Source organism: Nocardia sp. NPDC004722, from assembly GCF_053601505.1.
Window position 1 is genome coordinate 1 of sequence record NZ_JBSGBY010000192.1, and the last position, 13,180, is coordinate 13,180.

A 13,180-nucleotide genomic window follows, 5' to 3' on the forward strand; every position below is an offset into this window, starting at 1 on the left:
GGTCATCAAGCTGACCGGGGACGCAGCCATGCAGATCACCATCGACGACACCCATCGCGGTCAGGTATTCGCGCTGCAGGACACCGTTTTCAACATCACCTTCGTGCTGGCGCTGGCGGGCACGGCGCTGCTCGTGCCCGCCGACGGACGCTCGCCCGCGGTCGCGATCGGCGCGGCGGCGACCTACGCGTGCGGTATCGCGGCCATCGCGGGCAATTCCCGACGGCGGACCGGGCGATAGACATATCGGCTCGATCACACCACCCGCGCGACACGCCAAGATCGCTACCCGGATGCCATCGAGCGGGCTACGGTGGCAGGGATGCGTACGGCACGCGCCAGAGCGACTGCCGCCCTGGCACTCTCGGGCGCGGCGGTACTGGCGACCATGCTGTTGCCCGCCGCACCGGCCACCGCCGGTCCCCTGGCCCCCTGGCAACCGCCGACCATGAACGATTGCGGCGAAACGAAATTCGATCCGCTGGCCCGGCAACCCGATCCGAATCTGCCACCGCCACCGCCCGCCCCGGACAACACCATCCATGTGCAGGTCCCGGTCCCGCAATTCACCCAGGTTCCCGTGCCGGGGCCGCCCTTGGACAACACCCGGATCGATCCCGCACCGCTGCCGGCGGACCCGTGTGGGAATCCGTGCCCGGATATTCGCAACGATCAGAGCCCCAAGCCGGAAATCGCTGCGCCCGAGAGTGATCCGGCCGATCCGCCGGGCGACCCGGCCAAGGCATCCGGTGACCCGGGCACGGGTGGCGACACACCCGAGCCGACGCCCACGCCCGAACCCGCGGCGCCGTCGCCCGCCCCGCAGTCCGGTAGCAGTTCGGACGGGTTCCAGCTGCCGGGACTGCCGAAGGTGCAGTTCGATCAGGTTCCCGAGACGATCCCGATCCCGGTACCCGGCGGCGATCCGCCCCCGCCCCAACCGCAACCCGCTCCGGCCCTACAGCTCCCGGCGCCCGCGCCGGTCGTCGCACCGGTGGCCCCGAGCGAGCTCGACTCGCTGGTTCTGGTGAATCAGGTGACCGGGCACGGCTCCACCAATCGCACCGACATGCGCTGGTCGGTGGACGGCACGGACCTCGGGATCATGTGGGAGTCGAAGCCGGGGCAGGTCGCGGTCGCGTTCGGGGACACCTTCGGCAAGGGCTGGGAGCCGCCCGGCGCGGGTGCCGGGGATCAGGACTGGCGCAGCAACTCGATCGCCTTCAGCAGCAATCGCGATCTGTCCCAGGGGCTGAAGCTCGACACCTTCGCCCAGGACAGCCGTTGCCACGCCGCGGAGATCCTGGGCAGCCGCAAGGTCGACAATTTCGAGATCACCACCATCCCCACCTCGGGCTTCGCGCTGGGCGGACGCCAGTACCTGACCTATATGTCGGTGGCCCGCTGGAGTCGGCACAAGCCCGGCATGTGGTGGACCAATCTGGGCGGCCTGGCCTGGTCGGACGACAACGGCAGCACCTGGACCAAGTCGGAATGGGCGCGCTGGGACAACATCTTCGGGCTCGGCCGCTTCCAGGTGGTCGGCATGGCTCCGCACGACGGGTACGTCTACATGTTCGGCACCCCCAACGGCCGCTTCGGCACCATCGGGCTCGCGCGGGTGAGCACGGACCAGGTGCTCAACAAGTCCGCCTACCAGTACTGGGTCAACGGCACCTGGGTGCCCGCGCTCGGGCCGGACGAATTGCTGGCCACGCCAGTGGTTTCCGGGACGGCCGGTGAGCTGTCGGTGCGCTACGACGAGTCGAGCGGACAGTGGCAGATGCTCTACCTGGATCTCGACCGGCACGCCCTGGTGCTGCGCACGACCGCGGAACCGCAAGGGGCGTGGACCGATCCGGTGACGCTGGTCGACACCGACGACTATCCGACGACCTACGGCGGGTACATCCATCCGTGGTCGACCGGGAAGGATCTGTACTTCACCATGTCGGCCTGGAACAGCTACAACGTGTACCTCATGCACGCGACGCTGAAGTGACGCAGCATTATTCGAGTCGCCGGAAGCGCAAAGCCTGACCCGGCCGAGCCTGTGCGACGGCATCCACATCGGCGTCCACCACCACCGCGATCACCGGATAGCCGCCGGTGATCGGATGATCGGCCAGGAAGACCACCGGCTGACCGCTGGGCGGTACCTGGACCGACCCCAATGCCATACCCTCCGTGGGCAATTCGCTCGACCCGCTGCGCCGCAGCTGCGGACCGCTGCGGCGGTCCAGGCGCGCGCCGATGCGGTCGGTGTCCGAGGACACCGACCACTCGCCCGCGAAAAGCGCTGCGGCGTCGGCGAACCAGTCGGCCCGCGGTCCGGGCACGGCGCGGAGCGTAAGCAGGTCGTTGCCCAAGGTCGGCACCGGGGCGACATCCACGATCGGCCAGCTGCGCGGCGGGCGGCCGACCGGCAGCAGGTCGCCCGAGCGCAGCGGTTCGGGTCCGATGCCGGAGAGGGTGTCGCGGCTGCGGGAACCCAGCACCGGCGCGACCTCGATCCCGCCGCGCACCGCCACGTAGGCACGCAGTCCGGTGGCCGCGAAGCCGAGCCGAAGTCGCTGTCCCTCTTCCATTTCCAGCACGCTGGCGGTGCCCATGGGCCGATCGTCGACGGTGATGGGGACCGACGCGCCGGTCACCGCGACGGTGCTGTGCCGCTGCGCCAGCAGCTCCAGCCCGCCCAGCAGCACCTCGATACCGGCCGCGCCCTCCGGATTTCCGACCAGCCGGTTGGCCAGCCGCAGCGAGGCGCGGTCCGCCGCGCCCGCGGTGCCCACCCCGGAGTCGTACCAGCCGGGGCGGCCCAGGTCCTGAATGGTCGCCAGCGGGCCCACCCGCTCCACTCGCAAACCGCTCATCAGCGCATCCCTCCGTCTACGGAGCCGATCTCCACGAAACGAACCCGGGTACCGGCGCGCACCAGCGCGGGCGGCTTCCGATCGACGTCCCACATCGGCACTTCCGTGGTGCCGATCAACTGCCAGCCGCCCGGACTGCTGCGCGGGTAGACCGCCGAATAGCCGCCCGCGAGCGCCACCGCGCCCGGCGGGATCGCCGTGCGGGACTGGGTGCGGCGCGGGACCGACAGCCTGCCGTCCGGGGATTCCAGATAGCCGAAGCCGGGCGCGAAACCCACGAAGGCGCAACGCCATACGGTCCCGGTGTGCTGGGCGATCACTTCGGCCGGGGTGAGGTCCAGCAGCCGCGCGACCGCCGCCAGATCCTCCCCGTCGTAGCGGACCGGGATGGTGACGGGATCCTCCGCGACGGCCCGGCCCGCCGCGTCGATCGGACGGTCGGGCATGGCACGGTCGCCCGCGGTGACGCGGGCGCGGGCATCGAGGCGGGCCAGCAGGGCCAGCAGTCGCTGTCGCACCCGTTCGGCCGAGGCGGGGGAGGTCAGGATGACCAGTACGGTCTCGGCGGCAGGCAGCACATCCACCACCCCCGGCGGACGCGGACGCAGCGCCGCCACCAGATCGGCGATCATGGACCGCAGCGGGGGAATCACCAGCAGCGCACGGTCACCCGCCGCCCGCACCTCGCCGGCGACGTCGAACTGTTCGGGATCGGTCATGGCCGCTCACCCGCGATCAGGCGAAAGCCCGGACGGGCGTGCCGGATTCGTCCAACGCGGCCCGGATGCGCCGGGCCATCTCCACCGCCGCCGGGGAATCCCCGTGCACACAGATGCTCGCGGCCGACACCGCCACGGTGCCGCCGTCCACACCGGTGGCCTTGCCGTCGCGGGCGATCGACAGCGCCTGCGCCACGGCGGCGTCCGCGTCCAGCACGGAACCGGGCAGGCCGCGCGGCGCGAGCAGGCCCGCCGGGGTGTAGGCGCGATCGGCGAAACCCTCACCCACGAACGGTGTTCCGGCGACGAGCGCGGCGCGCTCGAGCTCGGTGTCGGCCGGACCGAGCAGCGACAACGCCGGATCGAATTCGCGCAGGGCCGCGACGATCGCGTCGGCCAGCGCGCGATCCGCGGCGGCCTGGTGATACAGCGCGCCATGGGGTTTCAGGTAGCGCACCCGGTCCCCGGCGGCGCGGGCGAAACCGTCCAGGGCGGCGAGCTGATAAAGCGTCTCGTCACGCAGGTCGGCCGGGGCGATGGCGATCGCGCGGCGACCGAAGCCGGGCAGGTCGCGGTGGCCGACGTGCGCGCCGATGCGCACGCCGCGCTCGACGGCGAGCACGCAGGTGCGCCGCATGATGGCCGGATCCCCGGCGTGGAAGCCGCAGGCGATGTTCGCGCTGGTGACCACGTCCAGCATGGCGGCGTCATCGGCCATCACGTAGTCGCCGAACCCCTCGCCGAGGTCGCTGTTCAGATCCAGCGTCATATGCGTCCTCCAGCCGTCGTCGTGATCCGATTGTGGGCGCACCCGTCGCCCAGCACCCGCGAATCCCACATCTGCCCTGATCAATAAGGGTAGACGTCGACCTCGGTGGCCTTGACCGCGAAGTAGACCTCCATGCCGGGCGTCACGCCCAGCTGGGCAACGGCTGCGGGCGTCAGATCCGCCGCCAGGCCCGCGGCCGCCCCGGGACCGTCGAGCGCGCGGACCCGGATGAGGCCGCCGCGATCCTCCAATTCGGACACCCGCACCCGGAACACATTGCGGGGACTGCCCTCCGGACGAGCGAGGTGCACCGCGACGGCCACCGGTGAGAACACCGCCGCGGCCCGGCCACCCACCACCCACTTCTCCTCGGACCTGCCGAACACCGCGGTATCGCCGTCGGTGACCGCGCCCAGCCCGGCGCTGCCGCCGTCGGCCGAGGTCCCGAGAATGAGGTTCACTCCGGCGACGCGCGCGGCGAAGACGCTGCGCGGACGCGCCAAAACCGCTGCCACCGGACCGGATTCGATGACGCGGCCGGATTCGATGACCGCGACCCGATCGGCGAGGGTGACGGCGTCGATGATGTCGTGGGTGACGAGGATCGTCGCGCTGGGCCGGGTGTCCGGCAGCGGGGCGGCATCGGCGGCGGTGTCCCGCAGGACGCGGCGCAGCAGGGCGCGCATGGCCGGGGCGGCGGTCACGTCCAGTGCGGCCATGGGTTCGTCGAGGAGCAGCACCCGCGGATGCACGGCCAGCGCGCGGGCCAGCGCCACTCGCTGGGCCTGACCACCGGAGAGGGAACCGGGCGACCGGTTCGCGAAATCCTCGGCCTCGACCGCGCGCAACCACTCCCGGGCCAGGGCCGTCGCGGCCCGGCCCCGCATGCCCCGGCTGCGCGGCCCGAACGCCACATTCGACTCGACCGACAGATGCGGGAACAGCAGCGCGTCCTGCGCCAACAGCGACACGTCACGCCGATGCGGCGGCACCGCAATGCCTTTCGCGGTATCCGTCAGCACCCGATCGCCGAGGCGCACCTCGCCGGTGTCCGGTACGAGCAGGCCCGAGACCACATCCAGCAACGTGGACTTGCCCGCACCATTGGGTCCCAGCACCGCCAGCACCTCGCCCTCCGGGACTTGCAGGTCGACCTGGAAGTTCCGGTCCGCCAGGCACGCCGACACCGCCAGCCCGGTCATCCGTGCCGCCCGAGGTCGGAATCTGGTATGCGGCAACGTGTTCGGTCGGTCACCGGATCAGTTCACCTCCGCGCCGAGCAGGGTGCGCAGGTGGCGGGGGGCGGGGGAGCCGTGGGCGAGGATGGCGTCGTGCCAGTCGCGGGGCGGGGTGACGATGGGGCGGGCGGCGGCGAGGGCGGCGACCTCGGTGTAGCCGACGAAGTAGGTGGACAGCTGGGTGGAGCTGAGCAGGGTGCGACGCCACTTCCCGGCGGCCTCGCCCTCCTCCTGGAAGCCGTGGTCGAGCATGAGGCGCATGGCCTCGGCGCGGGCCATGCCGTCGCAGTGCACCGACTGGTCGAGAATGGCGTTGATGGTCATGCGCAGGTGCGACTTCAACTGTTGCAGGCGCACCGGGAGACCGCCGAAACCGGTGTCGGCCATGAGCTTCTCGGCGTAGACGGCCCAGCCCTCGATGAAGGTGCCGCTCCAGCACAGGGCGCGGATCGGGGTGGAGCCGCGGAAGCGGCGGGCGCGGGCCAGTTGCAGGTAGTGGCCGGGCATGGCCTCGTGCACGGTCAGATTGCGCATCATGTGGTCGTTGTATTCGCGGTAGAACGAGGTCACACGGTCGGACGACCAGTCCGCCGGGGTGGGCGCGATGGCGAAGAACGTCGGCAGCTCAGCGGTTTCGAGCGGGCCGACCGGATCGCAGTAGGCCACCGCGACACCCCGCGCGAACTCCGGCATCTCCTCGATCACCAGCGGATCCTCGACCAGGGAGACCAATCCGTGCGCGCGGACGAACGCGGTGGCCTCCGCCAGCGCGTCCGCCGCGACCGCGACCACCGTGTCATTGCCGGGATGATCGGCCGAGAGCTGCGCCAGCGCCTTGCGCACAGTGTCGTCGTCCGGATTCGCGACGCCGAGCAGTTCCCCGGCGGCGGAACGGATCTCGCCACTCAACTGCTCCAGGTGCGCGGTGGCGCGCTCCAGGATCTCGCGGGAGCTCAGATCGGTGTCCAGGGTGTGCCAGAGCTTGGCCTCCCACAGGCGGCGGCCCAGGCGCGGATCGCGATCCGAACTGTCCAGTCGATCGGTCAGCCACGCGGTGAACTCGGTCAGCGCCGACATCGCCTCGGCGGCAGCGGGTTCGATCTCGAACCCGGGCTCCTCGGCCGCCAGCACCGGGACCTGCTCGCGCACCAGCGCCGCCACCCCGGTGAACTGGCCGATCGCGGTCTCCACGTGGACGCGCGGCGAATCGCGCAGCACCGCACGGGCGGTGGCGAGGGCGTCGGGCAGGGCCGTCAACCGGGCGTGCAGCGCCTCCAGGCGGACCTCGGCCGGTGCGAACGGACGCGAGAGCAAATGGTGCAGCAGCGGTCCGGGATTGTGCACCAGCGGATTCCACTCGTGCTCGCACACGTCGGTGAGCTCGAAGAGCATGCCGTCGACCCGCTGCTGCAACAGCGCGAGATCGACCCGGTCCTCGGGTGCGAGGTCCTCGTCGTCGACCTCCGCCAGCGCGTGCGAGGCCTCGCGCAGCATGGCGACCCGGCCCCGCACGGCGGCCCGCGAGAAGTCCGGGAGCCGGTCGTCGACCCGGTGGTCGCCGACCGAGGTGGCCAGGTGCGGATCGGCGGTCAGCAGCGCATCGACAATGCGCTCGGCGCGGGGGACGAAAACCGATGACATGCCTGCCACGCTAGCTCGCACCGCCCGGTACCCGGTCCGGCACGACACCCGGCCGCCGGTAGGCCACCAGCACGATCACGGCCGCCACCAGCACCAGCAGCAGTGAAAGCGCCACCGCCGCATCGGGATCGGACTCGCGCTGCAGATAGATCTCCAGCGGCAGGGTGCGGGTGGTGCCCTGCAGGCTGCCCGCGAAGGTGAGCGTCGCGCCGAACTCGCCCAGCGCCCGCGCGAACGCCAGGATCGTCCCCGACACCAGGGCCGGGCGCAGCAGCGGCAGCGTCACCCGCCACCACACGATCGAGGGACGCGCACCCAGCGTCGCGGCGATCCGCTCGAAACGGTCACCCGCCGTGCGCATCGCCCCCTCCAGCGTGATCACCAGGAACGGCAGGGCCACGAAGGTCTGCGCCAGCACCACCGCCGTCGTGCTGAAGGCGATGCGGATACCCATCGACTCCAGCTCCCGGCCCAGCAGACCGTGGCGGCCGAACAGATACAGCAGGGCCAAGCCGCCGACCACCGGCGGTAAAACCAAGGGCAGCAACACCAGTGCCCGCAGCACCGGCAGCAACCGCCAGCGCGCACGCGCCAGCACCGCCGCCATCGGCACCCCCAGCACGACGCAGCCGACGGCCGCCGCCAGCGAGGTGCGCAGGCTCAGCAGCAGCGCCACCCGCGAGGACTCCGAGGTGATCAGGTCCAGGAAATGCGACCAGTCCACCGCCCCGGTCAGGGCTACCAGCGGTCCGGCCACCAGCACGAAGCCGATGGCCGCCGGCACCAGCAGCCAGACCGGGGGTCGCATCACGGCAGCACGAAACCGTTCTGCTGCAGGATCTTGCGGCCGTCCGGGCCGGTGACCAGCGCGACGAAGTCCTTGGCCGCGCCCGAGTTCTTCGAATCGGCCACGGCCGCGATCGGATAGCTGTTGACGGCCTTGGCGGACTCCGGGAAGTTCACCGTCTGCACCTTGGCGCCCGCACCGGCGGCGTCGGTGACGTAGACCAGACCGGCGTCGGCCTGACCCGAGGTCACCTTGGCCAGCACATCGGTGACCGAAGACTCCTCACTCACCGGCTTGATCGACACGTTCGCGTCGCCCGTCACCTTCTTGGTGGCCGCGCCGCACGGCACCTGCGGCGCGCACACCACCAGGCGCAGATCCGGCTTGGACAGATCGGCCAGCGAAGCGATGTGCGCCGGGTTGCCCGGCGGCGTCACGATGGTCAGCGTGTTGGTGGCGAAAACGGTGGGCTTGTCGGTGATCCGGCCGCCCTTCACCGCCTTGTCCATGTTCGCCTGATCGGCGGAGGCGAAGACGTCGGCCGGCGCGCCATTGTTCAACTGCGCCACCAGATCCGACGAACCGGCGAAGGAGAACGTCACCTTCACACCCGGGTGCTGCTTCTCGTACTCGGTGCCGATCTGGGTGAACGACTGCTTGAGCGAGGCCGCGGCGAAAACCGTGATGGTCTTGGTGTCGCTACCGGTCGAGGACGAACCGCAGCCCGACAGCAGGCCGACGCCCAGCACCGCCGTAGCGGCCAGCGCCGCACCGGATTTCGCGCCTAGGCGGTGCCGCCAGGCTCCGCGGCGGTCTCCACGACCACCGTGGTGGCCTTCACGCTGGCCCACGCCACGCTCCCCGGCTGCAAGCCCAGCTCCCGCACCGACTCGCTGCTCATCAGGGAAACGACTGTGAACGGTCCGCATTGCATCTCCACCTGTGCCATCACGGTATCGGCCACCACCCTGGTGACCAGTCCGGGAAACCGATTGCGTGCCGAGCTGGCACTAGCCATCCGGGTCTGTGGAGTGCGGGCCTGCTCGACGGCCAATTCCGCCAGCTCCCTGCCATCCACCACCAGGCGACCGGATTCGTCCTTGCGTCCCGTCAGCACGTCGCTGTCGATCCAGCGCCGCACGGTGTCGTCGCTGACGCCCAGCAGCTGGGCGGCGTCACGAATCCGGATATCGGGCATGAAAGGGAGAATAGACCCGCATCTGCGGAAGGACGAATCGTATATAACCGTAGATGCGGATCACAGGGGTGGGGTCCGTGTTTCTGTTCACTTTCCAGATCTACGCGCGGTCACCGGCGGCCAGTACGCTCGGATCAATCATGGCCACGTATTTCGATCCGAAGTCCTGGTCTCTGGGCGCGTGGACCAGCTTCACCACCGCCTGGCTCGAACCAGCCGTCGACTTCGGCGCGGGAACAGTCACCGCGCTGATGCCCGACGTGCTCATGACCCTGCTCTCGGAGGGCATCCTCAGCCAATTCGGCGGGCAGGAAGTCAGCGCCACCCTGCTGGGTCACGACCTGCGCGCCACGCTGCACACGCTCAAGGTGCGCAGGCGCGGGGCGCACTTCCAGACCAAGACCGTGCTCACCGGACTGCACTGGAACCGGCATCCCATCGAGGAACTGACCGTCATCGCACACGGGGTGCGGCTCATCCCGGGGGTACCGACCAAGGTGCGCGCGGCCCAGCTCGACCTGAGCGGGGTGATATCCGTTGCCGCGCTGTTGGACTGGATCAACGGCTGGCAACCCGACTGGGAGCTGGAACCGGCCGACGACGGGCTGATCCTCGCCCGGCATCGGCGTCGGAAGATCAAGGCACTGGCCGCGGCCGAGATCACCGACAACGTCCTGTCCATCACCGTGCACCGCGCCCACTGGCGAAAAGTGCGCGCGCCCAAGCGATTCACCACCCTGAACCCGATTCCGCTGACCGGGCTGCCGAGTCAGGCGCGCATCGGCCGGGCCGAAAGGGTCGGCGAGCACGTGCATTTCAGTGCGGACCTGCCCGCCATCACCGGGTCGTTCGACCTGGCTCAGATGCGTTCGGCGATTGTGGCCGGGACGACGCTCATCATCTTCTGAGCGCTACGCCTTTTGCGTGGGCCACCATTCGAGCAGAGCGGCCTCCGCTTCATCCCGGCTCATCGGGCCGCGGTCCAGGCGCAGTTCCTTCAGGAAACGCCACGCCTTGCCGACATCCGGACCCGGCTGCAGATCCAGCAGTTCCATGATGGCGTTGCCGTCCAGATCCGGGCGCACCCGCGCCAGATCCTCCTGCTCGGCCAGCCGCTCGATGCGGACTTCCAGATCGTCGTAGGTGGAGCGCAGCAGCGCCGCGCGGCGCTTGTTGCGGGTGGTGCAGTCGGCGCGGACCAGCTTGTGCAGACGCGGCAGCAACTCCGCGCCGTCGGTCACGTAGCGGCGCACCGCCGAATCGGTCCACTGGCCCTTACCGTAGCCGTGGAAACGCAGGTGCAGGTACACCAGCCGCGCCACGTCCTCGGTGAACTGCTTGGGATACTTCAAGGCGCGCATGCGCTTTCGCACCATCTTCGCGCCCACCACCTCGTGATGGTGGAAGCTGACGCCGCCGCCGGGCTCGTTGCGCTTGGTGGGCGGCTTGCCGATGTCGTGCAGCAGCGCGGCCCAGCGCAGCACCAGATCCGGATCGCCCTGCTCCTGGTCGATCGCCTGGCGCAGCACCGTCAGCGAATGCTGGTAGACGTCCTTGTGCTGGTGGTGCTCGTCGATCTCGAGCTGCATGGCCGGAACCTCGGGCAGCACCCGCTCGGCCAGCCCGGTGTCGACCATGATGTCGATGCCGTCGGTCGGGTATTCGCCGCCGATCAGCTTGTCCAGCTCGGTGCGCACCCGCTCGGCGGTGATGCGATCGATCTCCGCGGCCATGTCCACGATCGCGGCCCGCACCCGCGGGGCCAGCTCGAAGCCCAGCTGCGAGACGAAACGGGCGGCGCGCAGCATGCGCAGCGGGTCGTCGGCGAACGAATCCTGCGGCAGCGCAGGCGTATCCAGCACGCCGTCCAGCAGCGCGGACATGCCGTCGAGGGGATCGACGAACTCCAGCTCGCCCAGCTCACCGATCCGCACGGCCATGGCGTTGACCGTGAAATCACGCCGGACCAGGTCACCCTCGAGGGTGTCGCCGAAGGTGACCTCCGGATTGCGCGAGACCCGATCGTAGGAATCGGCCCGGAAGGTGGTGATCTCGAGCTGCTGCCCGGCCTTCGACGCGCTCACCGTGCCGAACACCAGACCGCCGGTGTCCCAGAGATGATCGGCCCAGCCGCGCATGAGTTCCTGCACGACCTCCGGACGGGCGTCGGTGGTGAAATCCAGATCGGTGCCCAGCCGCCCGAGCACCGCGTCGCGGACGCTGCCGCCGACCAGATACAGCTGATGCCCGTGCTGGGCGAACAGTTCACCGAGTGGCGTCAGCACATCCGAGTACCGTCCCAGGGTTATCGCCGCGGCGGCCAGCAATCGGGTACGGCGATCCTCCACGGCTGCTTCCTCGGACTTCGGCGAAACCACAAAGACGCAGCTTAGTCGTTCGGGTGCCCGATCCCCGAAAAGCCTCCGCTCACCCCGGCCGGGCATCCGGCGTGCCGCGCCGCGAACGGCGTCTACCAGCTAGGAGGGCTCTGTATATAGAGGAGCTACCGCGGTGGGGCGGGCTGGGCCACAGTCACCTATAGACTGGCGCAGTGTCCCCGGCCGATCGTGCGAACAGTCGACGCCGCCAGCCCCGGCGGCGCGGTTCGGCCGGTACTGCGGCGAAAACCACGGGCACGGGTGCCGGGGCGGCGAAACCGCGCATGCGCACCGTCCGCGAGACCTCCGCGGGCGGACTGGTCGTGGACGGCCTCGACGGTCCACGGGAAAAACGCTGTGCCGCACTCATCGGACGCACCGACCGCCGCGGCCGATTGCTCTGGTCGCTGCCCAAGGGGCATATCGAAGAGGGCGAGACGGCCGAACAGACCGCCATCCGCGAGGTGCAGGAGGAGACCGGCATCCAGGGCACCGTGGTCGCCGAACTCGGCAGCATCGACTACTGGTTCGTCACCGAGGGCCGGCGGGTACACAAAACCGTGCACCACTATCTGATGCGCTGCCTCGGCGGTGAACTCTCCGACGCCGACGTCGAAGTCACCAAGGTGGCCTGGGTTCCCTTGAGCGAACTAGACTCCCGGCTCGCCTACGCTGACGAGCGCAGGCTGGCCGAGGTCGCCAACCGGCTGATCGACCGGATGGAGAACGGCAGACAATGACGCGTGCGGGATCGCAGCGCACGCTGCTTTCATTCGTCGCGGTAATGCTGGCGGTGCTCACGTCACTGGGAATCCTCGGACCAGGACTCGCCACGCCCATTGCCGCCGCCGAACCCACCGGCAACGGCAGCGGACAGCCGGCCGGACCGAAATTCCTGAAACTGTCCCTGGATTCGGTCACGCCCACCGCCATCACCGGCGCCAGCGACCCCTACTTCGTGGTCGCCGGAACCGTCACCAATATCGGCGACCGGCCGGTGAACGACATCAGCATCCGCATCCAGCGCGGGGGCGCGGTCACCAATCCCAGCGGGCTGCGCTCCGCGCTGCGACTGGATCAGATCAACTACGACGTCAACGGCGAATTCCAGGACGTCGCGGAGAAATTGACCGCCGGACAGCGCAAACAGTTCAGCCTCACCGTCGCCCTGCACTCGGGAACCGATCTGCCCAGCGGGATCTCGTCGATCGACATCACCGCGCCGGGCGTCTACCCCCTGCTGCTCAATGTGAACGGCCAGCCCGACTACGGCGGCCAGGCCCGCCTCGACGACGCCCGCTTCCTGCTGCCCGTCCTCGGCATGCCCGGCGACCCGAAACACCAACCCGCGCCGCCCAACCCGGACGCGCCGCCGGTCGCCACCACCATGCTGTGGCCGCTGGCCGACCGGCCCCGGCTGGTGGCCGGGCAACCGGGCTCGCCCGACGGCCAGGCCCTGCTCACCGATGACGACCTGGCCGGTTCGCTGGCCCAGGGCGGACGGCTCGACCAGCTGCTCTCGGCGCTGGAGAGCGTGCTCAAACCCGACAGCGGGCGCGACAAGAACCTGATCAACG

Annotated in this window: 12 protein-coding genes and 2 pseudogenes; 5 read left to right on the top strand and 9 right to left on the bottom strand. The window is 69.8% G+C overall.

The features are described 5' to 3' along the window. Together ACWELQ_RS19920 and ACWELQ_RS19925 are read left to right on the top strand one after the other, a co-directional pair. A pseudogene (locus ACWELQ_RS19920) lies at positions 1-241 on the top strand (hypothetical protein); the annotation flags it as partial. Between the two features lie 147 nt (positions 242-388). After that, complete coding sequence (locus ACWELQ_RS19925; RefSeq protein WP_452398542.1) at positions 389-2,002, top strand: DUF4185 domain-containing protein; 1,614 nt, start codon at positions 389-391, stop codon at positions 2,000-2,002. Positions 2,003-2,009: 7 nt separating this feature from the next. On the opposite strand, the gene ACWELQ_RS19930 is transcribed toward ACWELQ_RS19925, so the two are convergent. The 8 genes from ACWELQ_RS19930 to ACWELQ_RS19965 form a co-directional block, all read right to left on the bottom strand. Next, complete coding sequence (locus tag ACWELQ_RS19930) at positions 2,010-2,873, bottom strand: 5-oxoprolinase subunit C family protein (protein WP_452398533.1); 864 nt, start codon at positions 2,871-2,873, stop codon at positions 2,010-2,012. Continuing rightward, positions 2,873-3,592, bottom strand: a complete 720-nt coding sequence (locus ACWELQ_RS19935; protein ID WP_452398534.1) for a 5-oxoprolinase subunit B family protein — start codon at positions 3,590-3,592, stop codon at positions 2,873-2,875. The genes ACWELQ_RS19930 and ACWELQ_RS19935 overlap by 1 nt, the downstream gene beginning before the upstream one ends. A 16-nt stretch (positions 3,593-3,608) precedes the next feature. Beyond that, on the bottom strand, positions 3,609-4,361 hold the full coding sequence (locus tag ACWELQ_RS19940) for a LamB/YcsF family protein (RefSeq protein ID WP_452398535.1): 753 nt from the start codon (positions 4,359-4,361) through the stop codon (positions 3,609-3,611). A gap of 80 nt (positions 4,362-4,441) precedes the next feature. Next, complete coding sequence (locus ACWELQ_RS19945; protein WP_452398536.1) at positions 4,442-5,563, bottom strand: sulfate/molybdate ABC transporter ATP-binding protein; 1,122 nt, start codon at positions 5,561-5,563, stop codon at positions 4,442-4,444. Between the two features lie 57 nt (positions 5,564-5,620). Next, complete coding sequence (locus ACWELQ_RS19950) at positions 5,621-7,240, bottom strand: DUF885 domain-containing protein (protein WP_452398537.1); 1,620 nt, start codon at positions 7,238-7,240, stop codon at positions 5,621-5,623. A gap of 10 nt (positions 7,241-7,250) precedes the next feature. Next, positions 7,251-8,048, bottom strand: coding sequence for an ABC transporter permease (locus ACWELQ_RS19955; protein WP_452398543.1), 798 nt, complete (start codon positions 8,046-8,048; stop codon positions 7,251-7,253). Next, complete coding sequence (gene modA, locus ACWELQ_RS19960) at positions 8,048-8,791, bottom strand: molybdate ABC transporter substrate-binding protein (RefSeq protein ID WP_452398544.1); 744 nt, start codon at positions 8,789-8,791, stop codon at positions 8,048-8,050. Before modA ends, ACWELQ_RS19955 begins: the two co-directional genes overlap by 1 nt. A gap of 20 nt (positions 8,792-8,811) precedes the next feature. Further along, positions 8,812-9,225, bottom strand: a complete 414-nt coding sequence (locus ACWELQ_RS19965; protein WP_452398538.1) for a TOBE domain-containing protein — start codon at positions 9,223-9,225, stop codon at positions 8,812-8,814. A 140-nt stretch (positions 9,226-9,365) separates the two neighbouring features. Between ACWELQ_RS19965 and ACWELQ_RS19970 the strand changes: the two genes are divergently transcribed. Beyond that, a complete protein-coding gene (locus ACWELQ_RS19970; protein ID WP_452398539.1) occupies positions 9,366-10,133 on the top strand; it encodes a hypothetical protein in 768 nt (255 codons plus the stop codon). 3 nt (positions 10,134-10,136) lie between these two features. On the opposite strand, the gene ACWELQ_RS19975 is transcribed toward ACWELQ_RS19970, so the two are convergent. Then, positions 10,137-11,573, bottom strand: a complete 1,437-nt coding sequence (locus tag ACWELQ_RS19975) for a CCA tRNA nucleotidyltransferase (RefSeq protein WP_452398540.1) — start codon at positions 11,571-11,573, stop codon at positions 10,137-10,139. Positions 11,574-11,776: 203 nt separating this feature from the next. Between ACWELQ_RS19975 and ACWELQ_RS19980 the strand changes: the two genes are divergently transcribed. Together ACWELQ_RS19980 and ACWELQ_RS19985 are read left to right on the top strand one after the other, a co-directional pair. Beyond that, positions 11,777-12,343, top strand: a complete 567-nt coding sequence (locus tag ACWELQ_RS19980; RefSeq protein WP_452398541.1) for an NUDIX hydrolase — start codon at positions 11,777-11,779, stop codon at positions 12,341-12,343. Beyond that, positions 12,340-13,180: pseudogene (locus tag ACWELQ_RS19985) on the top strand (hypothetical protein); the annotation flags it as partial. The gene ACWELQ_RS19980 and the pseudogene ACWELQ_RS19985, both read left to right, overlap by 4 nt.